This is a genomic window from Bacillus sp. UNC438CL73TsuS30, from assembly GCF_000482325.1.
GTDB lineage: Bacteria > Bacillota > Bacilli > Bacillales > Cytobacillaceae > Neobacillus.
Map to the genome: position 1 here is coordinate 20,465 of NZ_KI535295.1, position 26,984 is coordinate 47,448.

General features: G+C 38.1%; 25 protein-coding genes. 15 read left to right on the forward strand and 10 right to left on the reverse strand.

Annotation, left to right across the window (positions count from 1 at the left end):
* Nucleotides 1-71: 71 nt before the first annotated feature.
* Nucleotides 72-740, reverse strand: coding sequence for a B3/B4 domain-containing protein (locus tag M028_RS0113690; RefSeq protein WP_026574358.1), 669 nt, complete (start codon nucleotides 738-740; stop codon nucleotides 72-74).
* Nucleotides 741-848: 108 nt separating this feature from the next.
* Here M028_RS0113690 and queG point away from each other — a divergent pair, with 108 nt between their 5' ends.
* A complete protein-coding gene (gene queG, locus M028_RS0113695; RefSeq protein ID WP_026574359.1) occupies nucleotides 849-1,982 on the forward strand; it encodes a tRNA epoxyqueuosine(34) reductase QueG in 1,134 nt (377 codons plus the stop codon).
* 131 nt (nucleotides 1,983-2,113) lie between these two features.
* On the opposite strand, the gene M028_RS0113700 is transcribed toward queG, so the two are convergent.
* Nucleotides 2,114-2,629: a peptidase dimerization domain-containing protein gene (locus M028_RS0113700; RefSeq protein WP_026574360.1), complete on the reverse strand. Its 516-nt coding sequence runs from the start codon at nucleotides 2,627-2,629 to the stop codon at nucleotides 2,114-2,116.
* Between the two features lie 889 nt (nucleotides 2,630-3,518).
* Here M028_RS0113700 and M028_RS0113710 point away from each other — a divergent pair.
* The 8 genes from M028_RS0113710 to yhbH all read left to right on the forward strand — a co-directional run bounded on the left by M028_RS0113710 (nucleotide 3,519) and on the right by yhbH (nucleotide 12,193).
* Nucleotides 3,519-4,538: an NAD(P)/FAD-dependent oxidoreductase gene (locus tag M028_RS0113710; RefSeq protein WP_026574362.1), complete on the forward strand. Its 1,020-nt coding sequence runs from the start codon at nucleotides 3,519-3,521 to the stop codon at nucleotides 4,536-4,538.
* 183 nt (nucleotides 4,539-4,721) lie between these two features.
* Entirely contained in the window at nucleotides 4,722-4,952 is a 231-nt protein-coding gene (locus M028_RS0113715) for a ferredoxin (protein WP_026574363.1), read from the forward strand.
* 83 nt (nucleotides 4,953-5,035) lie between these two features.
* Entirely contained in the window at nucleotides 5,036-5,323 is a 288-nt protein-coding gene (locus tag M028_RS0113720; protein WP_026574364.1) for a putative quinol monooxygenase, read from the forward strand.
* A gap of 257 nt (nucleotides 5,324-5,580) precedes the next feature.
* A complete protein-coding gene (locus tag M028_RS0113725) occupies nucleotides 5,581-6,501 on the forward strand; it encodes a DMT family transporter (protein ID WP_231510813.1) in 921 nt (306 codons plus the stop codon).
* 648 nt (nucleotides 6,502-7,149) lie between these two features.
* Nucleotides 7,150-8,019: an amidase domain-containing protein gene (locus M028_RS0113730; protein ID WP_026574366.1), complete on the forward strand. Its 870-nt coding sequence runs from the start codon at nucleotides 7,150-7,152 to the stop codon at nucleotides 8,017-8,019.
* A gap of 64 nt (nucleotides 8,020-8,083) precedes the next feature.
* Nucleotides 8,084-8,581: a tRNA (uridine(34)/cytosine(34)/5-carboxymethylaminomethyluridine(34)-2'-O)-methyltransferase TrmL gene (gene trmL, locus M028_RS0113735; RefSeq protein ID WP_026574367.1), complete on the forward strand. Its 498-nt coding sequence runs from the start codon at nucleotides 8,084-8,086 to the stop codon at nucleotides 8,579-8,581.
* Between the two features lie 312 nt (nucleotides 8,582-8,893).
* Nucleotides 8,894-10,789, forward strand: a complete 1,896-nt coding sequence (locus M028_RS0113740) for a PrkA family serine protein kinase (RefSeq protein ID WP_026574368.1) — start codon at nucleotides 8,894-8,896, stop codon at nucleotides 10,787-10,789.
* Nucleotides 10,790-11,026: 237 nt separating this feature from the next.
* Nucleotides 11,027-12,193, forward strand: coding sequence for a sporulation protein YhbH (gene yhbH / locus M028_RS0113745; protein WP_026574369.1), 1,167 nt, complete (start codon nucleotides 11,027-11,029; stop codon nucleotides 12,191-12,193).
* 36 nt (nucleotides 12,194-12,229) lie between these two features.
* Here the strand turns inward: yhbH and nagE are convergent, their stop codons facing one another.
* Complete coding sequence (nagE, locus tag M028_RS0113750) at nucleotides 12,230-14,119, reverse strand: N-acetylglucosamine-specific PTS transporter subunit IIBC (RefSeq protein WP_026574370.1); 1,890 nt, start codon at nucleotides 14,117-14,119, stop codon at nucleotides 12,230-12,232.
* A 259-nt stretch (nucleotides 14,120-14,378) separates the two neighbouring features.
* Between nagE and nagA the strand changes: the two genes are divergently transcribed.
* Genes nagA through M028_RS0113765 form a run of 3 tightly spaced genes read left to right on the forward strand, consistent with a single transcriptional unit; the run spans nucleotide 14,379 to nucleotide 17,090 of the window.
* Nucleotides 14,379-15,572, forward strand: coding sequence for an N-acetylglucosamine-6-phosphate deacetylase (gene nagA, locus M028_RS0113755; protein WP_026574371.1), 1,194 nt, complete (start codon nucleotides 14,379-14,381; stop codon nucleotides 15,570-15,572).
* Nucleotides 15,573-16,319, forward strand: coding sequence for a glucosamine-6-phosphate deaminase (gene nagB / locus M028_RS0113760; protein WP_026574372.1), 747 nt, complete (start codon nucleotides 15,573-15,575; stop codon nucleotides 16,317-16,319).
* Between the two features lie 48 nt (nucleotides 16,320-16,367).
* The gene (locus M028_RS0113765; protein ID WP_026574373.1) at nucleotides 16,368-17,090 is read left to right on the forward strand and encodes a GntR family transcriptional regulator; all 723 of its coding nucleotides are present in this window, start codon (nucleotides 16,368-16,370) and stop codon (nucleotides 17,088-17,090) included.
* 37 nt (nucleotides 17,091-17,127) lie between these two features.
* On the opposite strand, the gene M028_RS30005 is transcribed toward M028_RS0113765, so the two are convergent.
* The 6 genes from M028_RS30005 to M028_RS30010 form a co-directional block, all read right to left on the reverse strand.
* Entirely contained in the window at nucleotides 17,128-18,393 is a 1,266-nt protein-coding gene (locus tag M028_RS30005; RefSeq protein WP_035424147.1) for a sensor histidine kinase, read from the reverse strand.
* A 139-nt stretch (nucleotides 18,394-18,532) separates the two neighbouring features.
* Nucleotides 18,533-19,648: a GGDEF domain-containing protein gene (locus tag M028_RS0113775; protein WP_026574374.1), complete on the reverse strand. Its 1,116-nt coding sequence runs from the start codon at nucleotides 19,646-19,648 to the stop codon at nucleotides 18,533-18,535.
* Between the two features lie 151 nt (nucleotides 19,649-19,799).
* Nucleotides 19,800-19,925: a hypothetical protein gene (locus tag M028_RS33865; RefSeq protein WP_269320937.1), complete on the reverse strand. Its 126-nt coding sequence runs from the start codon at nucleotides 19,923-19,925 to the stop codon at nucleotides 19,800-19,802.
* Between the two features lie 105 nt (nucleotides 19,926-20,030).
* Nucleotides 20,031-20,309 carry a hypothetical protein gene (locus M028_RS0113785; protein WP_026574375.1) on the reverse strand — a complete coding sequence of 93 codons (279 nt, stop codon included), beginning with the start codon at nucleotides 20,307-20,309 and terminating at the stop codon, nucleotides 20,031-20,033.
* Between the two features lie 13 nt (nucleotides 20,310-20,322).
* Nucleotides 20,323-21,603 carry an ArsB/NhaD family transporter gene (locus tag M028_RS0113790; protein ID WP_026574376.1) on the reverse strand — a complete coding sequence of 427 codons (1,281 nt, stop codon included), beginning with the start codon at nucleotides 21,601-21,603 and terminating at the stop codon, nucleotides 20,323-20,325.
* Between the two features lie 160 nt (nucleotides 21,604-21,763).
* The gene (locus M028_RS30010; protein WP_051591041.1) at nucleotides 21,764-22,885 is read right to left on the reverse strand and encodes a metallophosphoesterase; all 1,122 of its coding nucleotides are present in this window, start codon (nucleotides 22,883-22,885) and stop codon (nucleotides 21,764-21,766) included.
* Nucleotides 22,886-23,079: 194 nt separating this feature from the next.
* Between M028_RS30010 and M028_RS0113800 the strand changes: the two genes are divergently transcribed.
* The gene (locus tag M028_RS0113800) at nucleotides 23,080-23,400 is read left to right on the forward strand and encodes a hypothetical protein (RefSeq protein ID WP_026574377.1); all 321 of its coding nucleotides are present in this window, start codon (nucleotides 23,080-23,082) and stop codon (nucleotides 23,398-23,400) included.
* 130 nt (nucleotides 23,401-23,530) lie between these two features.
* A complete protein-coding gene (locus M028_RS0113805) occupies nucleotides 23,531-23,872 on the forward strand; it encodes a cupin domain-containing protein (RefSeq protein ID WP_026574378.1) in 342 nt (113 codons plus the stop codon).
* A 21-nt stretch (nucleotides 23,873-23,893) separates the two neighbouring features.
* Here the strand turns inward: M028_RS0113805 and M028_RS0113810 are convergent, their stop codons facing one another.
* Nucleotides 23,894-26,068, reverse strand: coding sequence for an MMPL family transporter (locus M028_RS0113810; protein WP_026574379.1), 2,175 nt, complete (start codon nucleotides 26,066-26,068; stop codon nucleotides 23,894-23,896).
* A 180-nt stretch (nucleotides 26,069-26,248) separates the two neighbouring features.
* On the opposite strand from M028_RS0113810, the gene deoC reads away from it, so the two are divergent.
* A complete protein-coding gene (gene deoC, locus M028_RS0113815) occupies nucleotides 26,249-26,923 on the forward strand; it encodes a deoxyribose-phosphate aldolase (RefSeq protein WP_026574380.1) in 675 nt (224 codons plus the stop codon).
* Nucleotides 26,924-26,984 lie beyond the last annotated feature (61 nt).

Below are 26,984 nucleotides of genomic sequence, written 5' to 3' on the forward strand. Positions count from 1 at the left end.
ACGTAGTGTATCGTTTCAAAGAAAAACGATGCGTTACGTTTTTTTATTTTATTAAAAAAAGAATGCCTCTATCAGCATCCTAAAATGCGATAAGAAGCATCCCCGCCATGGACTTGAACAAACATATTCATTAAAGATTCCGTTAGCTTTTTAGCGTTATCTACATCCATAGATGGTCGAATATAGATCATCTGCACCGCCTGATTGGTTTCTACCGTTACAGGTGCTCGGTCTGAGTCTACAAACGGACTGCCAAATGGTCCTTGTTGGTCTACCGATACAATTAAGTTCTCTAATGAGTTCATTCTTCCATTTAAACCACGATATTCTTCCCCAGCAGCACCAATCTGGATTGTAACTGGCCCCTCTAATTTCTCTTGATCATAAATCCCAATCGGCACTTGATATTCTAGCGAGAAAAAGTTGTTGAGATCAATCGCACTTTGAACAGGGGATAGATAATTCTGCTTTTGAACCCTTCTGTATAGTGCTTCTGCGGAGTGACGGTAGCGGTTCGGGTCCTTTCCTGTCATTTTAAACACCCTTCTCCATTCCTGAATTCCAGGCAAATCCGTCAAATTTTTATTTTCCAGCTCAAAATAGATCGACTCTTGAAACAGCTGAAGACGACCTTTAACCATTTGCGGTGAATCCCCGATAGTGATATTCTCGTATTCAATAACTCCCACTTTAAAATTAGGAATCTTTTCAATCAGACTTGATGACAATTGAATTTCCAAGCTTTTTAACCTCCAAAATTTGTTGAAAATAGTTTATCATAAAAATGTGTGTAATGAATAATTGACCGCATCATATAGATGGAAACCGTTTGAAAGAAGGCTTTAAAAATGAACGTTAACCAATTTAAAGAAGAACTAATTGCGTACAGTAAGGAAATTGGCATAGATAAAATTGGTTTTACTACTGCTGCCCCCTTTACAGAACTGAAAAATAGATTAATACGCCAGCAGGAGCTAGGTTTCCAATCTGGTTTTGAGGAACCGGATATAGAAAAACGCGTTAATCCCTCCCTGCTCCTTGAAGAGCCGCGTTCCATCATAGCGATTGCGTTAGCTTATCCATCTAAAATGAAAATCAGGCTCGTGAGTAAAAAGGGAGAGCGAAGAGGAATTTTTTCAAGAGCTTCTTGGGGAATGGATTATCACCATATTCTCCGCGAGCGACTAAGAAAACTGGAAGCATTTATCCTTGAAAAGGTACCAGATGCCCGGGTTAAATCGATGGTTGACACTGGAGAACTTTCAGATCGGGCTGTGGCAGAGAGGGCAGGAATTGGTTGGAGCGGAAAGAATTGTGCTGTGATCACGCCTGAATTTGGCTCTTATGTTTACTTAGGTGAAATGATTACCAGTATTCCCTTTGAACCGGACACTCCAATAGAAGATCAGTGCGGAACATGTACAAAATGTCTTGAGGCATGCCCTACCGGTGCATTGGTACACGGCGGACAGATCAATGCTCAGCGATGTATTTCATTATTAACACAGACAAAGGGTCTTATACCCGATGAATTTAGGGAGAAAATCGGTAATAGGGTGTATGGGTGTGATTCCTGTCAAACCTCATGTCCTGCAAATAAAGGTAAGGACTTTCATTTTCATGAAGAAATGGAGACCAATCCGGAAATTGAAAAACCATTATTAACCCCGATTTTAAAGATGAGTAATCGTGAATTTAAAAATAAATTTGGCCATTTATCAGGGTCTTGGCGTGGGAAGAAGCCAATCCAACGCAATGCCATGATTGCCCTTGCTCATTTTAAAGATGAAACAGCAATTCCCGATTTAGTTGAGGTTTTGCAAAATGAACAAAGTCCAGTAATGAAGGGAACAGCTGCATGGGCCCTTGGTAAAATTGGCGGCGAGAGCGCATATACTGCCCTTGAGAAAGCTAAGAAAACCGAAACCGATATAGATGTCCTGCAGGAAATCGAAAAAGGATTACGTTTGTTGAATACGTAAAAAAGGGCGAATCATGATGATTTGCTCTTTTTTTGATTGAATTTCATCCTTTCCGCATATGTATGTACAAATTTATCGGGTAAGTGCTATAACCTCCTATTGATCCAGGCAACCCCATTTTTAATTGCCGTTTAATGCATTTTTACCTGCCAAATCATTTCCCTCATTATTTCTGGTTTTTCAATTAAGGATAATATAGTATTACCAATTAATCGAGCACCTTTATCAATGGTTTCTTTTGCTTTTTCACTATTACAAACAACCATTTCCTGTGAATGCAATGTGAAGTATGTAGTTTCTGTTGCAATAGCAGCTACTTTAATACAATTCCTAACCTTTTCAATAACCGTATCCAAGTATTCACGGTTACTGTGGCGCAACTCCAATTGGATTTCTACAAAGTCTGGAATAATATTAGATGCCTTTCCTCCGTGAACCACATAATAGGACATTCTGGTGTCAGGCTTTACCCGTTGTCTTAAATGATCTATAGCATGAAACGTCAATTGGGCAGCACTGAGTGCGCTTTTCCCATCCCAAGGGGAAGCTGCAGCATGTGCTGATTTTCCATAGAATCTAACACGATATGTACTTAGGGCTAAAAAATGTACTGTAGGCATCGTTGCGTTAGAATTCAAGTGAACCATCACGATAGCTCCCACTTTCATACTAATTTTCTATTAAATTTAAAGCATAGAGGGTGAAGGCGTTACCATTTTTGGCCCGTGGCAAACACCGATTTTATTTTTGGATAAAGTTTGCATTAAGTGCAGTCTGAACACAACATTGGCCTGATTAAGGGCGCCTACACGCATTAATTTTTCCGCATCACTCCGCAGCATTCCTCTGAAATTAGGAAAATAAAGAGGACATTTGGTTGCGCAGAACTGCGGTTTGACAACTATTTCACTGCCCTTATCAGGATTGCGGTATGACCAATTGCCGCACATATGGGCAATCCCCGGACGTTTGGATAGGTAGCTTTTTTCTCCTTCCTTGGCAATCGGCAGGGCATCAATATCGGCCCGAAGCGCAATCGTCTTCGACCCCTAGGAGCCTCTTAAATATCCAAGCACACTAGGTTCCTCGAAATCTAAAATCTCAATATCTAATTCTATTAAGCACCAATCGGCTTTAGCCCCTTATGGAGCTCACATACCTGGTTAAGGTATAGAATCCGTTTTTCGCTGTCGAGTACGAAATTTCATCTGAGGAATATTCGAGGATTACTAAAAGAGTATGTAGTGTCATCTCTATATTGCTTGTAGTTTCAGGACTTTTCATAGAATAATCCTCTCTTTCAAGAAGGTAGTGAGTTGAATTATGTTCATAATTGAGTTAAAAATAACTCAATTTGAAAGCCTTTTCTATGGAAAATAAAATTTTCGTGCATTTTACGCTGATTTTAAACTTGGCACACTAATTGCATATATAAAAATTGACAGGCTGAAAAACAAGCACGTCATCAATTGTTTAACTATTTAGAACATTATAGAAACGAGAATTCAAAAATTACGACAGCTTAGGAGGAATCAAATGGAAAAGCATAATGAGGTTTTTGACATTACCATTATCGGGGGAGGGCCAGTTGGTTTATTTTCCGCTTTTTATGCAGGAATGCGCCAAGCATCTGTGAAAATTATCGAAAGTCTTCCTCAGCTCGGAGGGCAGTTGTCTGCTTTGTACCCTGAAAAATTTATTTTTGACATTGCTGGATTTCCTAAGGTGCAAGCACAGGAACTCGTTGATCAATTACTGGAGCAAGTGAGTCAGTTTGAAACAGAAGTTTGCCTGGAACAATCGGTAGAAAGCATCGTTCGTTTAGCTGATGGGAACTTTGCAATTACGACAAACGAGGAAACTCATTATTCAAAAGCGATTATTATTACTGCTGGGAACGGGGCATTCCAGCCGCGAAAGATGAAAGTTGGAGGAGAAGGCAAGTTTGAAAATGCTAACTTACATTACTTCGTACAGGATTTAAATCAATTTGCCGGAAAAAAAGTAGTTGTGTTTGGCGGTGGTGATTCAGCGGTTGACTGGGCACTCATGCTAGAACCTGTGGCTGCAAAAGTGAAGATTATACACCGAAGAGACACTTTCCGGGCCCATGAGCATAGTGTCGAGAAGTTGAAACAGTCGAAGGTGGAAATTTTGACCCCGTATGTGCCTATACAGTTGGTCGGGGATAATAAAATCGATAAAGTAGTTGTTGCAGAAGTAAAGAGCGGAAAGCAACTAGAAATTGAAGTTGATGATGTCCTTGTTAACTATGGCTTTGTTTCATCGCTCGGTCCGATAAAAGACTGGGGACTTGAAATCAAAGGTAACTCCATCGTTGTCAACTCTAGAATGGAAACGAACATCAAGGGTATATATGCAGCAGGAGATATTTGCACCTACGAAGGCAAAGTGAAGCTAATTGCCAGTGGTTTTGGAGAAGCTCCGACAGCTGTGAGTAATGCAAAAGCATATATTGATCCAAGTGCAAAAGTTCAGCCTCTCCACAGCACAAGCATAATGGGAGAAAAAGAAAAGAGCGGCATCTCCGTTTAAGTAATTTTGCCCTTTAAGAAAGTTTCGACGCAGAAGCTAATTGAAATATAAAAAACACAGTCAAAGAACATCGGGTGTCTTCTCCTGGTACAATCAGCTTTCTAAGGGGATTCAACTACGATTTATGTTTACCTTTAAAGTCTACACAGTAAGACTGTTAATTTAAAATAGAGGAGAATCCACATGGCTAAATACACAGTAGTTGACCAAGAGACATGCATCGCTTGCGGAGCATGTGGCGCAACCGCACCAGAGATTTTTGATTACAATGTTGAAGGAATTGCATTTGCTATCCTTGATGACAACAAGGGCATAACCGAAGTGCCTGATGAGCTGGATGCAGATTTGGTAGATGCTTTAGACGGCTGTCCAACAGATTCCATTAAGGTAGCTGCTGAACCTTTTACTATATAAGTTGTTAACTAAGGGAGTTCAGGGGATACACTGGTTACGTCATTATGGGCTGCTGGTACTATTGAAGGAGAAGGGGTGAAAATATGGAACCCATTATTGTCACAGCAATTTTAAAACCAAAAGAAGGTTTTCAAGAAAAGTTGTTATTGGAACTAAAAAAGGTTCAATTAGCATCTAGTAAAGAAGCAGGCTGTTTAAAGTATACTCTCCACCAATCTACTGAAGATCATACATTTATTCTATATGAGGTATGGAAAGACAATGAAGCGGTAGAAAGTCATATTCAATCCAGTCATTACAGAGAATATCGGGGAAATATTACTGAAATAGTTTCAATCAGAGAAGTATATAAGCTAAGAACAATCAATTAACAAATTAGTAGGGGATTTCTTTCGTGTAGCAGCAGAGATCTTTTAAAAGAATCGTTTAATATGCTTTATTCCAATTGGGGAATGCCAACATGAAATCGAAATAAAGCGGTTATTTCTCGCTGAACATCACTCATCGGCAATTAAAGAGGTTAGGTCCTTTTTAGGTACCTAACCTTTTTTGAACGTTCTTTTACAAAAAAATTTAAGACAATTAGGCACAGTAATTGTAAAGAAATATTTTAAGGTTCTAAAATTTCATGACTGAAGTCGAGGTGTTTATTATGCTTACTGGCTATCTATTGGTTTTTCTATCTGCTGTAGGTTTTGGCCTTATTCCCATTTTCGCAATGTATTCCTACCAAAGTGGGGTTACCGTAACAACCCTTTTGTTTCTGCGTTTTGCTATTGCTGCCTTCTTCTTTTTTGCATATGCAGTATTTAAATTGAAAAAATGGACTCTAACCATTTCTAGGAAACAAATCATCTTTATGGTTCTATTGGGAGGGGGGCTTTACACCGTACAGTCCTTGTTTTATTTTTTATCTGTTCAATATATAACGCCTTCCTTAGCGTCATTATTAGTTTATTTATATCCAATTTTTGTAGCCGTTTTATCCTTCTTTGCCAATAAAGAACCCTTTTCTAAGTCATTGTTTGCTTCTATTGTTGTCTCATTGCTTGGAATGGTTCTTATATTAGGGATGCCTAATGGAACGATTCAAGGAAAGGGAGTCTTACTGGCAATAGGTTCTGCTATTGTTTATTCTCTTTTTATTGTGTTTGGGAACCGTGTTATCCAGCAGATTCCTTCTATTTTAACAAGTGCCTTTGTTACATTATCTGCAGCATTATCTTTCTTTATTTGGGGAATTTCAAATGGCACGTTGAATTTTCATTTTAGTAGCACTGGATGGCCTTCCATCCTTGGAATGGTGTTATTTTCAACGATTCTAGCTATGTTTACCCTTTTTGCTGGTATGAATATCACAGGTCCCGTAAAGGCATCAATCCTAAGTATGATTGAACCGTTTATAACGGCTATATTTTCTACTCTACTATTCAACGAAAAAATAGCAGTAACTCAAATCATTGGAGGATGCATCGTTTTGGCTGGAGCAATATCAGTGGTATTAATGAGAGAAAAAAGGGATTCGACAAAAGAATTGAGAATGGAGTGATAATATAATTTTTAATCACAAAAAAGAATTTACCTGGTCGATTTTTTTAGTGACAATGGAAAGTTGAATTTTTTTGCATTAGGTATAAGTAAGCGTCAAAATCAAAAATGAAATATAATCATTATCTTCCTGCTCATTAACTTTTCTCTTTATAACCTTAGGATAGATACCTTATAATCACGAATCTTAGTACTCGAAGTCTGACTCCTCAGGGTAAGTAATTGGCATTCGGAGTTTAACTGAGTTCGGTAATCCAGGAATTTAACATCAGTAGATAAGAAGTGTGTCCGTTGTGAAACAATTAATCGATTTTAAATTTAGAGAAAAATATTCTTTATTTATAGACTTCTATCACCGGACATGGATATAAGGGTAAGAAGCAAAGAAAGGAGACTCCCAACTGTGGAGTCTCCTTTCTTTTAAAACAAACTAGAAATTCAACACAAATAAATGAACGACTGCAATTACACCAAAAAAACATACATTCAGTGAATTTACAATACTCACAATGTGGACAATGAAGACTATCCATAAGCAATTTTTAGCAAATTAGAGTTCAATTTGCATATGTTTATCCATAACAAGGGAGATTTACTGTATTACACAATAAAATCTTTCATATGTATGAATGGGAGGGAGTGGAGAGAGATGCAGGATACACTTCAAGAATTGTTCGAAAAAAGAATTCATCAATTTATTTCGAATACGAGGGAACAGAAAAATTTGTATCCAAAAGCGGAAAGAAAATTAGCTACTTTGTCCAAACGATCTGCAGAAATTGTAAAAGTAAAGGCTGCGGGCAATATAATAGAAAAAATTGAAAATGGGAATTACCAAACTGTCCATTATATGGCCCATTTTCAATACCTAATTAAACAAAAAGATGCGCTTTATCTAGAAGAGGAAACTGAGATGAGGCTCGCCAAAATTTTTAAAGGAGAAGTGATCTCTGATGAAGAAATCGCACCGGTTCAAACAGGCGATAATCATCAGGAATTGCCCATCCCAACGGAGGAATTGGAGGAGCGCTCAAGTTTCCAATATGACCGCTTAAAGGCGGTGCAATATGCGGAACGCTGGTGGAATAGTTATAATCCTGCGTATAAAAAATTTGAAAATAATTGTACCAATTATATATCGCAATGCCTCCGTGCTGGCGGGTCACCCATGAGAGGGTATCCGAACCGCGGAAGCGGCTGGTGGATGCAAAATAATAATTGGAGCTACAGCTGGGCAATAGCGAATTCCCTAAGATTATATTTGGCGAACTCAAAGAGTGGTTTAAGAGCTAGAGAAGTCAGTAGCCCTGACCAATTAGTGTTAGGAGATGTAATTTGCTACGATTTTGAAGGGGATGGCCGGTTTAATCATAATACGATGGTGACAGGGAAGGATGCATATGGAATGCCGTTGGTAAATGCCAATACGTACAATAGCCGAATGAGATATTGGGCCTATGAAGATTCATCAGCCTACACGCCAAACATAAAATATAAGTTCTTTTCGATTTTGGATTGAGTTCTTGTCCGTAAACAACATAGTGGTATAATTGCAGGTAGAGATTTTTTTTGAGGTGAAATTGATGTCAAATCACGTTGTATTATACCAGCCTGAGATTCCTTCTAACACCGGAAATATCGCTCGTACATGCGCTGCCACGAATACCAGTTTACATTTAATCCGCCCATTAGGCTTTTCAACAGAAGATAAAATGTTGAAAAGGGCAGGCTTGGATTATTGGGAGTTTGTGAACATTATTTATTATGATTCAATAGATGAATTTTTTGAAAAGAATGCAGGCGGTGAATTTTTTTATTTAACCAAATATGGTGAAATCCCGCATAGCTCTTTTGACTACAGCGATCTGAACAAGGATTACTATTTTATTTTTGGACGGGAAACGACAGGTCTTCCTAAAGATGTCATTGCCAATAATAAGGACCGCGCGTTAAGGATCCCCATGAATCAAAATGTCCGTTCTTTAAATTTGTCCAATACTGCGGCTATTCTGGTATATGAAGCACTAAGGCAACAAAACTACTCTAACCTACTTAATAAAGGACCTGCTTTAGGTCAATAAAAAAAGGCTGCTAGCATTGGCAGCCTTTTAAATTATTTATTTGCGCCTGGCTTGTCGTTGTATCCTGAGGTGAAGATGGCAGCTAAGAATGCGATCATAACTAAAATTACAATAAAAGTATTCACTATGTAACCCCTCCCGCAAATTTTTTCGATTAGTCGAGCATATAGTTTTATTATAGCCTAACTTTAAAAAATGAAAAGGGCTGTAACAAAAAAGATAGGGACTAATTGTTTTGGTTACGCATGTTCAAGTTCCTACGTGCATAGAGTATATTAATCGTCTCTGACTAAGCTACAGGGGGAGGGCCTTATGGATATTTTAAAAAAAATCGAGATGTTTCGTGAAGAAGAAGAAAAGCTGCGTTGGGAAGGAACTTTTGCCGATTATTTGGAGTTGTTGAAGAAGAAGCCATGGGTTGCACAATCTGCACATTCTCGAGTTTATAATATGATTAAGGACGCGGGAATTGAAGAAGAAAAAGGGACGAAGAAATACAAATTCTTTAGCAATCAATTATTTGGTTTAGAGGAAGCATTAGAACGCCTTGTGGAAGAATACTTTCATCCGGCCGCTAAAAGGCTAGATGTCAGAAAACGTATTTTATTGTTAATGGGCCCAGTCAGCGGCGGTAAGTCTACATTAGTGACAATGCTAAAAAGAGGGTTAGAGGGTTATTCACGCTCAGATCGAGGGTCTGTCTTTGCGATTAAAGGCTGCCCGATGCACGAAGATCCATTGCATTTAATTCCCCATCATTTACGGGATGAATTTCATGAAGAATATGGGATTCGCATTGAAGGAAATTTGTCGCCATTAAACATGATGCGCCTTGAACAAGAATATGGCGGAAGAATTGAAGATGTTCAGGTGGAAAGAATCTTTTTCTCAGAGGATAAACGTACCGGTATTGGAACCTTTAGTCCATCCGATCCAAAATCACAGGATATTGCCGATTTAACTGGAAGTATTGACTTTTCAACCATTGCAGAGTTTGGTTCCGAATCAGATCCACGAGCATACCGTTTTGATGGGGAACTAAATAAAGCTAACCGAGGAATGATGGAATTCCAGGAAATGCTAAAATGTGATGAAAAGTTTTTATGGCATCTGCTTTCGTTAACACAAGAAGGAAATTTCAAAGCGGGCAGGTTTGCGTTAATCAGTGCGGATGAATTAATTGTCGCACATACGAATGAAACGGAATACCGTTCATTTATTTCCAATAAAAAGAATGAAGCCCTTCATTCCAGGATTATCGTCATGCCAATTCCGTACAATCTTAAGGTGTCACAGGAAGAAAGAATTTATGAAAAAATGATCCGGGAAAGTGATGTGTCAGATGTTCATATTGCACCGCATACGCTAAAGGTTGCTGCGATGTTTACCATTTTAACTCGATTGAAGGAACCGAAAAAAGGTGATATCGATTTAGTTAAGAAAATGCGTTTATACGATGGCGAAAGTGTTGAAGGATTTAATACAGCAGATATTGAGGAACTTAAGAAAGAGTACCAGGATGAAGGAATGAGCGGAATTGATCCGCGTTATGTCATTAACCGAATTTCCTCTACGATCATTCGTAAAGAGGTACCTTCTATTAATGCCTTAGACGTATTAAGGTCGTTGAAGGATGGGCTAGACCAGCATCCATCCATCACAGCAGAACTGCGTGACCGCTATATGAACTATATTGCAGTAGCTCGGAAAGAGTATGATAATATTGCGAAAAATGAAGTCCAAAAAGCATTTGTCTATTCCTATGAAGAGTCTGCCAAGACACTTATGGATAACTATCTGGATAATGTCGAAGCCTACTGCAATAAAGCAAAGCTTCGCGATCCATTAACTGGTGAAGAAATTAATCCAGATGAAAAACTAATGCGTTCCATTGAGGAACAAATTGGTATTTCCGAGAATGCGAAAAAAGCGTTCAGGGAAGAAATCTTAATCCGCATTTCAGCCTATGCAAGAAAAGGCAAGCGGTTCGATTATAATTCCCATGACCGTCTGCGTGAAGCCATCCAGAAGAAGCTGTTTGCTGACCTTAAGGATGTTGTAAAGATAACCACATCATCGAAAACGCCGGATGAACAGCAATTGAAAAAAATCAACGATGTTGTGGCAAGGCTGATTGATGAGCATGGTTATAATTCGACATCAGCAAACGAACTATTGAGATATGTAGGAAGCTTATTAAATCGCTAACGGCTATACGGACTGGCAGAAGCAATTTTGCCAGTCTTTTTTTATCAAAATTCTTGTCCATTTTCATAGGCAAAACACCAATTGTCAAAATTATTTGTAAATTATTCGCAGTTTCTGCATAGGATAAAGTAATCAATATTTCATTTGGATTTTTGGATTTTTACACTCGAGTTATAGTATGTGGTAGAAAAAAATGTGTGTAAAGGATTTTCAAAATTTTATAGGGAGGGGTTTTAATTGTCAGACGATAACCATCAATTTGTGATTTCTAGAGAAGATTGGTCCCTCCACCGTAAAGGCCACGATGACCAGCAGCGGCACCAGGAAAAAGTTCAAGAGGCGATTCGAAATAATCTTCCAGATCTTATCACAGAAGAAAGCATCATCATGTCAAACGGTCGAGATGTGGTAAAAATTCCGATTCGTTCACTGGACGAATATAAAATTCGTTATAATTACGACAAAAACAAACACGTGGGCCAAGGTAACGGTGACAGCCAAGTCGGGGATGTAGTAGCACGTGACGGTTCCAGCGGGCAAAAGGGTCCGGGAAAAGGGCAAGGCGCCGGCGATCAAGCTGGAGAGGACTATTTTGAGGCTGAAGTTTCGTTAATGGAATTAGAGGAAGCATTATTCAAACAGTTAGAGCTTCCAAATTTAAAGAGAAAAGAACAAGAAGAACATTTGGTTGAGAATATTGAATTTAATGATATTCGAAAAACAGGATTAATGGGGAATATTGATAAAAAACGAACGATGATGTCTGCATTCAAACGTAATGCGATGAGCGGGAAACCTGCATTTCATCCCATTTATAAGGATGATTTGAAATTTAAGACCTGGAATGAGGTCATTAAGCCGGATTCTAAAGCAGTAGTACTTGCGATGATGGACACTAGTGGATCGATGGGGATTTGGGAGAAGTATATGGCACGAAGCTTTTTCTTCTGGATGACTCGCTTTTTAAGAACGAAATACGAAACGGTGGAAATTGAATTTATTGCTCACCATACGGAAGCAAAGGTTGTTACGGAGGAAGATTTCTTTTCCAAAGGAGAAAGCGGTGGAACGATTTGTTCATCTGCCTATCGTAAAGCGTTGGAATTGATTGATGATAAATACAGTCCAAGAAAGTATAACATCTATCCATTCCATTTTTCAGACGGGGATAATCTAACATCCGACAATGCACGCTGTGTCAAATTGGTGGAGGAATTAATGAAGGTGTCGAATATGTTCGGTTATGGCGAGGTTAATCAGTACAACCGCCATTCCACCTTAATGTCTGCTTATAAAAATATCAAGGATGAGCATTTCCGCTATTATATCCTCAAGCAAAAAGCCGATGTATTCCACGCCATGAAGAGCTTCTTCCAGCAGGAAGAATCAAAATTATACGCATAACAAAAACGACAGGTGTCAGGCACCTGTCGTTTTCCGTTATTCTATTGAAAGGATTCCGTTCTTTCCTTGCTCGGTTTGACCGTGCTTCTTAACATTTAATTTTGTTAAGTTTGTAAAGATGACTGGTGTGATCGTAGAAGGAACTGATTTCTTAACGAATTCTAAATCAAAATTAAGAATCGCTTGTCCCTTTGTCACTTTGTCTCCCTCATTCACGAGAACTGAAAAGCCTTCTCCTTTTAAATTTACTGTATCTAACCCGATATGGATGAGAATTTCGTAGCCTTGGTTAGAATGAATACCGATGGCATGCTTTGTAGGGAACACATTAAGGATTTCCCCGTCAACAGGAGATACAACAGATCCATTTTCCGGAACAATCCCGAAACCATCACCCATCATTTTTTGAGAGAAAACCTGATCCGGCACTTCGGAAAGTGGAATAATTTCTCCTTTTATCGGCATAACAAAGTCTTCTTCCATTAATGGCAGCTTGCCATCCGTCATTGGAGCAGCAGAATCCGTGATAGAATCGTCAACTTGTACTTGATTCATATCCATTCTCTTCATTGCATCTGCAACAAATTCTACTTCGGTACCAACCACAACTTGCAGGTTGTTTTTATTCAATTTCATAATTCCTTTGGCTCCATGTGCCTTTAAAGAAGAATCCTTTACTTTTTCCATATCTTTAATATTTAAGCGTAAACGGGTTGTACAATTGTCAATTGAAGTGATGTTTTCTCTGCCGCCAATATCGTTAATAAAGTGATAAGCCATGGTCTCATATTTGTTTCCTCCAACCGTGCTTGGAGCATCTTGATTAACCTCGGCTGCCTCATCATCCTCACGGCCAGGGGTTTTAATATTAAAAGCCTTTATTAATCCATAAAAAATGATGAAATAGATAACTGCGTACACTACACCAACTAATAATAACAATAATGGCTTTTGAGCAATGTTGAAGTTTAATGCATAATCAATGGCCCCTGCAGAAAAGGTAAACCCATCTTTAATTCCTAATAATGAAGTAATCCACATCGATAGCCCTGTTAAAACTGCATGAACACCATAAAGTAATGGAGCAATAAACATAAATGAAAATTCAATTGGTTCTGTAATTCCTGTTAGAAATGAAGTCAACGCAAGCCCGATAAACATACCGGATACCGATTTCCTTTTTTCAGGCTTAGCGGCAGCAATAATCGCAAAGGCTGCTGCAGGAAGTCCAAACATCATGATGGGGAAGAATCCTGTCATATAACCGCCAGCAGTTGGATCTCCTGCAAAGAAGCGGGCAATATCTCCTGTTTTCCCCTGAAATTCTCCAAATTGGAACCAGAATAAACTGTTTAATACATGGTGAAGTCCTAATGGAATCAGTAACCGGTTTAGAAATCCAAAAAGGCCCGAACCAATTGCACCTAAACCAATAATCCAATTCCCAAGACTATTAATACCATCTTGAATAGGTGGCCAAACAAACCCGGCGATGCCTGCCAAAACCACCATCGCGACCGAGGTGATGATTGGAACAAATCTTCTGCCACTGAAGAATCCTAACCATTCCGGCAGCTTTACATCACGGAAACGATTGTAAAGAAGTCCTGCAATAATTCCGGCTAAAATCCCGCCGAGAACCCCCATATTTATATTTTTATCAATTGCTTTTGTACCTTCTGTTAATACTAAATAACCAATAGCACCTGCTAATGCGGCTGCACCATTATTATCTTTTGCGAAACCCATCGCCACCCCAATGGCAAAAATTAATGCTAAATTTGCAAAAATAGCATTACCAGCATTGGCGATAAAAGGAATGTTCAATAGATCAGGCTGTCCAAATCGGAGTAATAATCCGGCAGCTGGAAGCACTGCAATTGGAAGCATTAATGCTTTTCCGATTCTTTGTAAAAATCCTAACATATCTGTTTCTCTCCTTTGTTTTAGGAAGTTATTTGTGAAAGCGCTTTTTAAAATGCATGGTTATCATACCACTCGTTAATTATAGATGTCTATACCAATTTTAGAAATTCATTAAAATCATCAGGGATAATATATTGGAAAATACTTTAATAATAAGGATATATTCATATTGATATATTGAATTTAATATATAGGATTGGTATAGACAACTATAAGATAATGGTGCTAATATGAAAGTAACTTGAAAGGGGTAATGAAGATGCCTGCAAAAGTTAATCATATTTTACTAAAGGGTATTCAAATTTATACAGAAGACAAGATGATTCAAAATGGTTATATAAAAATTAAAGATCAAAAAATAGTAGAACTGGGATTAACAGATGAGCTTAAAAATGTAGAAGAATACGAAATGATTGAAATTTCATCGCAATATAAAGCGATTCCCGGTTTTATTGATGTTCATATACATGGGGTGAATGGTGCCGACGTGATGGATGCTACACCTGAAGCTTTGGAAAATATGACGGCAACCCTTCCGAAAGAAGGCACGACCAGCTTTTTAGCTACTACCATGACACAGGAAAAAGCGGAAATAGAAAACGCATTAATCAATGCGGGAAATTTTATTGAAACACAATCGATCGAAGGAAGTGCTGAAATCCTGGGGATTCATCTTGAAGGGCCATTTGTCAATAAAAAAAGAGCGGGTGCTCAGCCGATTGAGCATATTATTGATCCGGATCTTTCTTTATTTAAGAAATGGCAGGACCTTTCAAAGGGGAATATTAAACTTGTAACGTTAGCACCTGAACGTCCCGGTGGTTTAGAACTAATACGTTATCTTAAGGAAAATGGGGTGATTGCTTCGATTGGTCATACCGATGCGGCTTATGAAGAAGTAATTACTGCCATTGGTGCAGGTGCCAATCACGTCACTCATCTTTTTAATCAAATGCGCGGGCTGCACCACCGCGAGCCGGGTGTGGCGGGAGCTGCCCTTTTACGGGATGAACTAATTGCTGAAATGATTGTAGATGGAGTCCATGTCCGCCCAGAAATGATTGAACTGGCTTACAATCTAAAACGCAAAGAAGGGTTAATTTTAATCACAGATTCAATGCGGGCAAAATGTTTGAAAAACGGCCAATACGATCTTGGTGGTCAGCAGGTAAATGTACGGGATGGTAAAGCATTTCTTGATGATGGGACACTGGCGGGCAGTATTTTAAGACTCGGGGATGCTGTGAAAAATATTCTTACATTTACAGGATGTTCACTTGAAGACGCCATCGAAATGACTTCAGTAAACCCGGCTAGGCAACTAAATATATATGATCGAAAAGGAAGTATTGCTGAAGGAAAAGATGCAGACATCGTAATATTGGATAAACAGTTGGAAGTTTATATGACGATATGCCGAGGAAAAGTGGCCTTTAAAAAGGAGGAAATCTAAATGAAAATTATTGAAGTAAAAGATTATCAGCAAATGAGCGAAACAGCGGCTGAATATATAATGAAAAAGGTTCTTGATAATCCTTCCATCACCCTTGGATTAGCTACTGGTGGTACACCAACTGGGACCTATCAAAACCTTATTAGAGATCATCAAAAGAATGGAACCTCCTATCAGCACGTCACGACCTTTAATCTTGATGAATATATCGGCCTTGCTGGAACAGATAAAAATAGCTACCGGTATTATATGGATGAGAATTTGTTTAACCATATTGATATTAAAAAAGCGAATACTTTTGTTCCAAAAGGTAATGGCAGGAATATTGAAGAGGAATGTAATCGTTATGAGGATTTACTAGCGGGTCATGGCGGCATTGACCTGCAGGTTCTTGGAATTGGGAGTAATGGGCATATTGGTTTTAATGAACCGGGGACATCCTTTCAATCAAAAACACATATTGTGAACCTGGCGCCTTCGACGATTGAAGCGAATGCACGATTTTTTAATCGTCCGGAAGAAGTTCCGACACAAGCCATTACAATGGGGATTTCAACGATTATGAAGAGTAGAGAAATTCTACTATTGGTTTCTGGGGAAAGCAAAAGGGATGCTATGTATCAACTTTTGCACTCGGAATTAAATGAAAATTTCCCTGCTTCTGTACTGAAAAATCACCTATGTGTTACAATTATTGCAGATGAAGCAGCTATTTTAGATTTGAAAATTCCAATGTTGAAAGAATAAATATTCTTTCAATTGATATGGCCAAGAAAGGACGCAGTTGAGAGGAGCATGATTGATAAACATTCCCCTATTCCAATTTATTATCAACTGGAAGAACATATAAAGGATTTAATTGAAAAAGGCGAATTACAGCCGGGTGATGCGCTGCCTCCTGAAAGAGAATACGCTGAAAAGTATCAAATAAGCAGGATGACGGTGAGGCAAGCTTTTACACAACTCGTAAACGACGGATATTTATTTCGGTTGCAAGGTAAGGGAACATTTGTAGCGGACCGGAAAATTGAACAGGCATTGCAAGGGCTAACAAGCTTTACAGAGGATATGAAATCCAGAGGGTTAAAACCGGGAAGTCAGCTGCTGTCTTTTGAGGTGATTCCTGCAACCGCCCAAATCGCTAATCAATTGGCCATAAAAGAATATGGTCCTGTTTATGAAATTAAACGGATCCGTTTGGCGGATGATCTGCCCATGGCGATAGAAATCAATTATATCTCTGCTAATTTAATTAAAGGAATAACAGAGGAGATTGTCAATCGGTCTTTATATGAGTATATTGAGGGCCAGTTAAACCTGAGAATTGATTATGCTACGCAGACGATAGAGTCATCGATTGCAAATCGGATGGAGGCACCTTATTTGAAGATTTCTGCAGGTGCACCTGTTATGCTGATTCATCGAAATACATTCTTACATGACGGGACTCCAGTTGAGTTTGTAAAGTCCACCTATCGTGCAGACCGCTATAAATTTATGATCCGAATGAAACGTTAAAAATGGACAGAGGATGTAAAATCCATCTGTCCATTTCTTATTGATTTTCTGATTTTCTATATGGCCTGATGGCCGGAAAGTGAAAATGAAAGGCGGTTCCGGTTTCTATTTCACTTTCTACCCGAATCCATCCGCCCATGGCCCGAACAATGCTATACACGACCATCATTCCAAGTCCTGTCCCTTTTGAACCTTTTGTAGAATAAAAGGGTTCGCCTAGCCTTTCAAGCTGTTCTTTTGTCATTCCGACACCTGTATCCTTAACAGTAACTGACACATATTCCTGGTCATATTCCGTTTTTAAGGAAAGGTATCCTCCGTTTGGCATGGACTCAATTGCATTTTTGAGGACATTAATAAAACATTGACGAAATTTCTGCTGGTCGCCTTTTATAAAACCAATGACCGAAAAGTCGGTATTAATCTCTACAGAATTTTGATTGGCTAAAGGCTGCAGTATATTTATGATTTGCTTAAGTTCACTTTTTACATTCAGTTCCTCATACGCCTCTAGGGCAGGTTTTGCAAAGGTCAGGTAATCCTGAATAACCCGTTCAGCAGAAATTAGTTCGTCCCTCACGAGTGCAAGGTACTCTCTTCTTTTATGGCGTGGCAGATAATCATCCTGCAATAATTGAACAAAGCCACTGGCTGCTGTCAGGGGATTGCGAATTTCATGAGATATTGCCGCCCCCATTTGTTCGACTGCCTTTAATTTCTCTGTTTTAATCAGTTGCAGACGCATCTGATTATTATTTTTGACAAATTCAATTGCATACGAAACAATAGCTATTCCTAGCGGAGGAATGATTAAAAAGGCAAACCAAGCATCAAACCAATTAGTATAGGGATGGAATAGTTCCATTCCACCAATCGTAAGGATACCAAGGATCATCCCTATTATCACAGCCATAATGATTCGTCTTGAAGAACTCTGCTTCCAATACCAGGGAGTTATGAGCCAAAATACAATGGCAAGTGGACCATAGAGTATGGAAGTTTCCAATAAACCGATATCCCATCCGTAAAAACTTCTAATGATTAATAAAGCTAAAACAAGGATTGGACCCATTCCAAGATACAAACCGCCAATCACTAAAGGAATAATTCTTAAATCATAGTGGGAAAACGGTACTGGATTATAGGAAAGTTGAACACAAACCCATATTAAGCTGGTGAATAAAAAAATCAAGATAGGCTTTAAGGTAAGTAGTTTTTTATATTTATCAAAACATATCAAGTAAAAAAACAGGAGAATTATTAAAATGGAAAGGTTTAGGAAGAGATGTTTAGTAATTTCCATTCATTTCACCGTCCAAAAATAGCTGATAGGAAAATTTTACAGGTTATTTCCCAAAGATTCAACAAATTCATGCAAAATTTTCAAAATTTTGTGATTTCAACCTGCAAAAAAAGGCTGGTGATGCAGCCTTCCAAGGTTTTTATGATTGAACAGTTGAAATTCTATTTCTTCCATTCGTTTTTGATAAGTAGAGAGATTGATCGGCCAACTGGATGATCTTCTCCCTGTCTAAGGAAGTTTTAGGAATCATTGTAGCGGTCCCAATACTTAATGTAACAATATCCGATATTTTTGAGCTAATATGAGGAATTTTAAGCGATTGAATTGCTTTTTGAATTTTTTCCGCCATTTGAATCCCTTCATTCTGATCTGCGAAGGGTAAAACAAGAGCGAACTCTTCTCCTCCATAGCGGCAAAAGGTGTAGGAGGTCTGCATATAAATTACGTTTTTTATCGCATTGGCTATGGATTGAAGACAGCGGTCTCCTTCTAGGTGGCCGTACGTATCATTGTATTTTTTAAAATAATCTATATCGAACATTAGCAAGGTTAGCGGAGAGTTTGTGGAAGATAAATTTGCCCACTCCTTTTCAAGGGTTTGATCAAAATATCTTCGATTGGAAATACCCGTAAGGCCATCAATATAGGAAAGTTGGTTTAATAGGCTGTTGGCCTCTTTAAGATGTTGTTCGGCCTCATTTGATTTAGCGATAAAAACTAATAAATGATAGGAAAAAATACCGCCAATTAACGAAATAACGTAATGGTACATTAAGATATTTGTTAGTACAACACGATCTTGAATATTAATAAAGAGAATGATTGAGATAATGATTAAGCCCATAAGATTCATGAGGAAGGCTTTTATGATAGGTTTATATCTAAACTTCGAAATTCCTCCGCAAATTAGCCCTGTTAGGATGACTCCGGTGGATGCCAGGATGGAAGTATTATTAAATCCAAAGAATAAAATCCTTCCTATCCCGATTAGAATGGATGCGACTATTGCAGGGATAAAACCCCCAAAGGCGCCTGCTGTTACAATAGCCAAATGCCGTAAGTCAGCAATGGTTGTTACATTTATATGGATACTGTAGATCATTAAGATATTTCCAAGAATTCCAAAACTAAGTCCCCAATAAAATTTTACTGATAGAGGAGAGGAAAGGTGTAATGGCTTATCTTTAAATAATTGTCCCATGATGGAAAAAGAAGCAATTAAAATGGCGGAATTTGACACAAAGTCTTTTAACATTTTATGGATCTCCTGTAATAAAACGTTCCTAATATAATGATAAAGTAAAAATTTACATCTTATCAATTATACTATGGTTTTACGAAATTTAAAATTTTTGTTGAAAAATGTAAATGAAAAAGCTTCCCATTATTTTTGGGAAGCTTTTTCGTCACTCACTATTTTGTGTTGTGTTAAAAAAATCTCGTCCTTTAGAGGTACTACCCTTTTTCTGTTTCCCCATTTTTCCATCTGATTCATACGTTAAATTTTTGTCTCGATTTTTTTGCGTTTTCATCGAAGCCCCCCTTTGTTTTTATGGTATACCTTTATGTTGGTTTCATTCATTAAAGGGGATTAGGGAATTAAAAAGGCTGCCGATTTTCCGGCATCCTAAAAGATTTTAAGCCCATTTTACTTCCTTAACTAATTGTTGTCTAAAAAGTTCGATGATAAAGTCATTATAAAAATCTTTTCTAACAATAATTTGATATCTTTGGTTTGTGTGAGCGTATACAAGAATATCTGTTAAGACCTTATTTTCATTAAATATTTCTCGAATTTTATATACTTGTTGTTTTATGTCCGTACCTAAGCTGGTGATATTGAATTCAATGTCATCGTCATTTGCTGTCTCATTTAAGTCCAGAAGCTTTTCATCATACGAATAAATTATTTTCATCTTTTTTAGCTCCTTATACTAAATATCGTAGATAAATGTAAACGGTACAAATGATAATGGAGAGAATCATTAGTGGAAATGCAATCAATAGGAATTTTCCAAAGGAAATATGATGCCCTTCTTTTGCAGCCAATCCTGCAACAATCACGTTAGCGCTAGCTCCAATTAGAGTTCCGTTACCTCCAAGGCAGGCTCCAAGTGACAGGCTCCACCAAAGTGGTTCTAGATTATCGATTCCAAGCGACCCCATGTCTTTAATCATCGGAATCATGGTTGCCACAAATGGAATATTGTCGATAAATGCGGAAGCAATAGCGCTGACCCATAGAATTAAAATAGAAGATGAGGCCACATTACCGCCGGTAAGATGTACGGAGTAATCGGCTAAAAGGGAAATAACACCTGTTTCAATTAATCCAGAAACGAGGACGAACAACCCGATAAAGAAAAAAATAGTCAACCACTCAACCTTTAAAAATGCTTTTTCTAAATGCTTTTCCCCAGTTAATAACAACAAAAGGAACGCTCCCGCTAAGGCAACGGATGCTGATTCCAAATGGAATAACTGGTGCAAAAAGAAGCCTAAAATGGTAAAGGCAAGGGCAATAAGAGATTTCACCAATAGCTTTTTATCGGTAATTTCTTGTTTTTCATCCAAATCCATTAAATTCGCTTTTAATTCCGGAGTAGTCCTCAATTGCTTTCGATATATAAATGCAAGAATCACCACATTCACAATTAAAATAAAAAAGGAAATAGCTGTTAGATTGTAGATAAATTCCATAAAGGTAAGTTCCTTTACGGCACTGCCAATCATAATATTCGGAGGGTCCCCAATCAGTGTAGATGTTCCGCCTACATTGGATGCAATAATTTCAGTAATTAAATAGGGAATGGGATTTACCTTTAATTGTCTTGTAATACTGAAAGTGACTGGCACCATTAACAGGACCGTAGTGACATTATCCAAAAAAGCCGAACCAAGTGCCGTAATGATTCCTAAAGCTAGGAGAAGTTTGATGGGATCTCCCTTGACCTTTTTTGCGGCGAAGATGGCAATATAATTAAATAGGCCCGTCTCGGATGTGATGGCGACAATAATCATCATCCCTGTCAATAAACCAAGTGTATTAAAATCAATATGATGCAGGGCTTTTTCTTGATTTACAATTCCAAGTAGTACCATCATGATTCCACCGGCCATAGCAATAATGGTTCGATGGATTTTTTCTGTAACGATAAATGCGTATGTAATTAAAAATACACCTATCGCAATGATTGCTTGTGTTGACATTTTTTCCCTTCTTTCCGTATACATTTCCTAAAAAAAGCAAAAAGGAGCCTGTGTTGACAGACTCCCCCAAAAAACAAGCTTATTTATTTACTTTTTTATTATAGTAGAGTGGGGAATAGGATGTAAAGAGAATTATTTTCAATTATCAAAACTTGGCCGGCTAAAGGCCAAGTTTTTTAATAAATTCAACGGTTTCCCGATGTTCATTTTTAATCCGTTTGAATAATGTTTTATCCGTTTTCACAAGTGAGTTTCCATTTTCATCTGCAATCGCCCTTGTAGTGGAACTGCTTTGTAGAACCACCCATTTTCCCGCAATTTTTTTTAACTTAAGATCGATCATCCCGAGTCTGCTTCCAAATGCGCCTGCCATCACAACCGGCTTCATATTGATTTTTCCCGTTTCTAAATTTGTATTGGGCATAAAAGAGTAGGCAGGTCCAGGGAAAATGCCGTGGGAATGCCCAGCGAGGATGGCATCAATTCCGGGAATTTTCGTAAGGTAATAAACAGCATTTTCGGTATCAGGGTGATAGGGTTCATTGCTTATCCCTGTGTGGGCAAGAGCAATAATGAGGTCAGCTCCTTCTGCTTTCATTTTCGGAATAAATGCTTTGGCTGTATCCACAATCGGTTGGGCAAACACCTTCCCTTCAAGGTTTGTTTTATCCCATTTCATGATTTGAGTTGGCATAAAGCCAATTACGCCAATTTTAATTGCATGAGCTATTCCCTTTTCATCGAGAACCTCCTTATTTAAAATGACATAGGGTTTAAAAAAAGGTTTTTGCTTTTTTGCCGAGTACACATTTGCATTCACGTAAGGCATTTTCAGTCCTTTTAACGCGTCTTTGATAAAGGGGAGTCCATAATTAAATTCATGGTTTCCGATGGTAATCGCATCATAATGCAAATAATTAAAGGCACGGTATACAGGATGAATTTTTCCCTTATGAAGTCCTCTTACACGTACCAAATATTCACCGAGAGGGTTGCCCTTTAAATGGTCGCCATTGTCAAACAGCAGGGAGTTTTTCACTTCTCTCCTAGCCTGTTTGATCAGCGTTGCCGTTTTAACAAGCCCGATTCGGTTGTCCACTTTCGTCTGGTAATAATCATAATTCACTAGAGAGGCATGCAGATCTGTCGTCTCAAGAATCCGTAACTGAACCATATCACTCGTATTGGCCCCGCTCTCTACAGCAAAGGATGGTGTAGCGGAGGATTGCCAAATAAGCATGAGAGTCAGCAATAGCAGGATAAGTCTTATAGAACTTCTCAAAACAATCTCCTCCAAAAGTTTAGTATTTTTAGTATTTGTTTAAAAGGAAGTTGTATGAGTTTTTAATGGTTAAATATACTTAGACAGAAAATTGTCATAAACATATGAATAAAAAGTGAAAAAATGTGATTTTCCCCTTTTACGCGGTTATATTTAACTATAATGGAGGTATCCAAAGCGGGAGGTAATGAAAAATGAATATAACCACCATCATTGAATTAGAAAACAATGAGGTAGAAGCAATCACGGGAGCCCAGCTAGTTTTTGCTCAAGAAAAAATTGATGAAAATATCATTGAGACCTGTGTTGAATGTTTTCAAGTAAATGATTCTGAAGAAAAGCTCTCAACAGAAGAAGCAATGCAGAAGGTATTTGATCAATTAAAAACAGAAGGGGTTATTCCTTCAAAGGTAGAGGATTTTTCCTTTGAAATGCCGTCATGTGAACGATTAAAAAGTAGATCACAAGATGCGAAAGATCTTCCACAAAAAGTAGTTCTTTCCTATATGTCATAAAAGGGGTTCTTTGAACTCCTTTTTATTTTTTTCCTTTTATTTGAACATATTAAACGATGTGATTTCAGTCACTTAAATGAAAATGGTTTTCAACTATAATGAAATTAGTTACATTAAGGAGGTATTTATAGTGGAAAAGAATTCAGTAAAAGACTTTATGGAATATAGCGAAGAAAGATTTACAAAAAGGGTGATCTATAAAAAGGGAGAAACGACAGCCTTTGTTTTAAATTTTTTACCTGGACAGGGACTTCCAGTCCATAAGCATCCGGGAACGGAGGTTTACTTATATGTGGTAACAGGGGCTGGAACGCTCGTCATTAATGGTGTGGAAACGGATGTTACGGAGGCAGATCTTATCCATGTAAGCAGTGATGAAGAAATGTCCTTTAAAAATAATGAGAATGAACCTGTCAGCCTACATGTAGTCTTAAGTAAATTTCCTAGTGAACAATACGCGAAAAATATTTAATAAAACAGAGCCAGCCGATTTTCAGGCTGGCCTTTTTCGATTTTCACGAAGCTGTTTATTTTTATACCCAAAAAACCACCAGTTCCAATCACCAAGCAGCTTCATTAAAGCCGGTACAAGGACCATTCTCACTATGGTAGCATCAATAAAAATCGCAATTGCAATTCCGACCCCCAATTGTTTGATCGGCATAACACCTGTAAAGGCAAATGCACCGGTTACAACAATCATAATAGCAGCCGCAGAAGTAATAATTTTACTCGTATACGTTAACCCGGCTATGGTTGCCACGCTGTTATCGCCTGTTTTTAAATAAAACTCCTGAATCCTTGAAATCAAAAATACCTCATAATCCATGGATAAGCCAAATACAAGCGTAAATACGAATACAGGTAAAATTAAAGCAATATCTACCGGTTTAAATCCGAAATGTCCCTGCTGGAATATCCAAACCACAATGCCGAACGTACATCCCAAGCTTAAAACATTCATCAAAATAGCCTTTAACGGGATAAGAATCGAGCGAAAGGCTGCCATTAGAATCAAAAAGGTGGATGAAAAAATTAACAATAAGCCGTAGGGAGCCTTTGTGAAAATTTCATCAAATATTTCTTGCTCAAATTTTATCGTGCCTCCAAAGGAAGCCTTAATTCCTAAATCCCGTTTAGACCAAGAATCAACCCATTTTCTGGCTTTTGAGGAGTGCTCTCCGGTGTTTAAAAAAACTTCCAGACGCATCTTATTTCCGCTTAAATAATAATCCTTTACTGGTATAACCTTTTGTTTTGGTCCGTATTTCAAAAATTGATTTAACTGTTCAGCATGTTTCATTCCCGTAGTGGAAAAAGGAGAATTGATGGTATGGACTAATGAGTCCTTTTGTATTTTATTAATGACTTTTTCTGCCATGATTAAGTTTTCTTTATTTAGAAAATCATTCTTTGATTCAAGGACTACTGTTACCTTTTTCTCCTCCCGCTTGTTCTTTGGGATAAAATGGTCGCGAAACACTTCATACGCCATTCTTGAAGGGTAGTTTGACGGCAGGGAATCTGTACCTGGGATGGTTAGAATCATTTGTTTTACCGGAATTAGCCCAACTAGCAAAATCGCAAGGGCCACTATGGTTAAAAAAATTGGATGATTCATGACAAACTTCGCAAATCGATGCCAAATGCTTGTTTGATTTTCCGCAATCTTTATAAGACTAAATTTATTAATTCCATTCCCAATGACAGATAGGAGGGCAGGAAGAAAAGTTAATGCACAAAATACAGAAATAAACACAACCGTCATTCCACCGAGAGCCACATTTTGAAAGATATCGATTTGAATGAACCAAAGTCCTGACAAACCAATAAACACACAAAGTCCTGAAAAAATGATCGAACGGCCGGCGGTTGCAACAGTGATCTTAACGGCCTCCGCTACGGAATTCCTCTGCAGCTCCTCTTTATAGCGATTGATAAAAAGTAACGCAAAATCAATACTTAAGGCGAGTCCAATCATTGGAATAATATTTAAAATGAAAATGGTCAAATCGGCTCCGTAACTAAAGAAATAAACCGTCCCCATCGTTATTAAAATGGACACAACACCTATAATGAGCGGTGTCGCAGCAGCAACTAATCCACCGAAAGCAAGGATCAAGACTAGTAAAGTGATGGGAAGTCCAATCATTTCTGCCTTAGCAAGGTCCTCTTGGCTGGCAGTATTCAAATCTTTCACAATAACGGGTTCACCCGTCATGGTTACCTTTAGACCTTTTTGATTTTTTAGTTTTTGCTTTAATTGGACAATTTCTTTTCCAAGAGCCTCGGCTTTTTTTTGAAAGGTGATCAGTCCGTAAGCATAATTTTCTTTTACCATACCTTCTTGTGCATAGGGGGAGATAATTTCTTTTGCCCCATGGAAGTTTTTCAGATTTACGAATGTTTCCTCTATAAATGATTTCCAGTCTTGGTCACTAATCGATTTCTCGCGTTGAAACACAAGGATAATCGAGGATTTAGGCTGTCCAAAATCTCTTTCAAGAATCTCTCTTGTTTTGTTGTATTCCCCGTTATATTCAAAACCATTTCCACTTAATACGGATGGCAATTTCGATGCGAAAAAGCCTAATACAATAATGGCAAAAAACCAGGTGAAAAGGACAAGCTTTCGGTGTCGATAAATGAAACTGCCAAGCTTATTCATAATCATTTGCCCCCTTTGATTTACCTTTCCCTAAAAATAAACACTTAAAAGAGACAAGAAATGTAATTAAATAAAATAATGTTCAATTTAGTTTTTACAAATGTTCATTTATCTGATATAGTTACAGAGTGAACAAAGAGTATTAATTGGTATTTTATATAAATAAGGGGGAAGGTAACGATGACTCAACATATTGTAAAAATGATTGATCATACATTATTAAAAGCAGATGCAACAAAAGCGGATATTATAAAACTGGTGGAAGAGGCAAAAGAGTATTCCTTTGCATCCGTTTGTGTAAATCCGACTTGGGTTGGTACGGCAGCACAAATGCTTGCAGATACTCCTGAGGTTAAAGTGTGCACGGTAATTGGCTTTCCGCTCGGAGCCTCAACACCGGAAACCAAAGCATTTGAAACCAAAAACGCAATTGAAAATGGTGCGGAAGAAGTGGATATGGTTATTAACATCGCAGCACTAAGAGACCATGATGACGAATTAGTGGAACGTGATATTAGGGCAGTGGTGGAAGCGGCAAAAGGAAACGCATTAACGAAAGTGATTATTGAAACCTGCCTGCTTACAAATGAAGAAAAAGTAAGGGCTTGTGAGCTAGCAGTTAAAGCCGGTGCTGATTATGTAAAAACCTCAACGGGTTTTTCAACTGGCGGAGCGACTGTGGAAGATATCCAACTTATGCGTGAAACCGTTGGACCGGAAATAGGTGTTAAAGCATCGGGGGGTGTCAGAAGCCGTGAAGATGCGCTTGCAATGGTAGAAGCAGGAGCTACCCGGATTGGTGCGAGCTCAGGAGTTGCAATCAGCAAAGGTGAACTATCTATAAGTAATTATTAAAAATGAAATTTAAGTCCCAAGAGGTATCTCCAGGCTAATATGGAGTACCTCTTTTTTTTTA

Coding starts and splice junctions, on each gene's coding strand:
- queG (WP_026574359.1), top strand. CDS start 849: ATGAACGTTAACCAATTTAAAGAAGAACTAATTGCGTACAGTAAGGAA.
- M028_RS0113700 (WP_026574360.1), bottom strand. CDS start 2,629: ATGGTTCACTTGAATTCTAACGCAACGATGCCTACAGTACATTTTTTA.
- M028_RS0113710 (WP_026574362.1), top strand. CDS start 3,519: ATGGAAAAGCATAATGAGGTTTTTGACATTACCATTATCGGGGGAGGG.
- M028_RS0113715 (WP_026574363.1), top strand. CDS start 4,722: ATGGCTAAATACACAGTAGTTGACCAAGAGACATGCATCGCTTGCGGA.
- M028_RS0113720 (WP_026574364.1), top strand. CDS start 5,036: ATGGAACCCATTATTGTCACAGCAATTTTAAAACCAAAAGAAGGTTTT.
- M028_RS0113725 (WP_231510813.1), top strand. CDS start 5,581: ATGACTGAAGTCGAGGTGTTTATTATGCTTACTGGCTATCTATTGGTT.
- M028_RS0113730 (WP_026574366.1), top strand. CDS start 7,150: ATGCAGGATACACTTCAAGAATTGTTCGAAAAAAGAATTCATCAATTT.
- trmL (WP_026574367.1), top strand. CDS start 8,084: ATGTCAAATCACGTTGTATTATACCAGCCTGAGATTCCTTCTAACACC.
- M028_RS0113740 (WP_026574368.1), top strand. CDS start 8,894: ATGGATATTTTAAAAAAAATCGAGATGTTTCGTGAAGAAGAAGAAAAG.
- nagE (WP_026574370.1), bottom strand. CDS start 14,119: ATGTTAGGATTTTTACAAAGAATCGGAAAAGCATTAATGCTTCCAATT.
- nagA (WP_026574371.1), top strand. CDS start 14,379: ATGCCTGCAAAAGTTAATCATATTTTACTAAAGGGTATTCAAATTTAT.
- nagB (WP_026574372.1), top strand. CDS start 15,573: ATGAAAATTATTGAAGTAAAAGATTATCAGCAAATGAGCGAAACAGCG.
- M028_RS0113765 (WP_026574373.1), top strand. CDS start 16,368: ATGATTGATAAACATTCCCCTATTCCAATTTATTATCAACTGGAAGAA.
- M028_RS30005 (WP_035424147.1), bottom strand. CDS start 18,393: ATGGAAATTACTAAACATCTCTTCCTAAACCTTTCCATTTTAATAATT.
- M028_RS0113775 (WP_026574374.1), bottom strand. CDS start 19,648: ATGTTAAAAGACTTTGTGTCAAATTCCGCCATTTTAATTGCTTCTTTT.
- M028_RS33865 (WP_269320937.1), bottom strand. CDS start 19,925: ATGAAAACGCAAAAAAATCGAGACAAAAATTTAACGTATGAATCAGAT.
- M028_RS0113785 (WP_026574375.1), bottom strand. CDS start 20,309: ATGAAAATAATTTATTCGTATGATGAAAAGCTTCTGGACTTAAATGAG.
- M028_RS0113790 (WP_026574376.1), bottom strand. CDS start 21,603: ATGTCAACACAAGCAATCATTGCGATAGGTGTATTTTTAATTACATAC.
- M028_RS0113800 (WP_026574377.1), top strand. CDS start 23,080: ATGAATATAACCACCATCATTGAATTAGAAAACAATGAGGTAGAAGCA.
- M028_RS0113810 (WP_026574379.1), bottom strand. CDS start 26,068: ATGAATAAGCTTGGCAGTTTCATTTATCGACACCGAAAGCTTGTCCTT.
- deoC (WP_026574380.1), top strand. CDS start 26,249: ATGACTCAACATATTGTAAAAATGATTGATCATACATTATTAAAAGCA.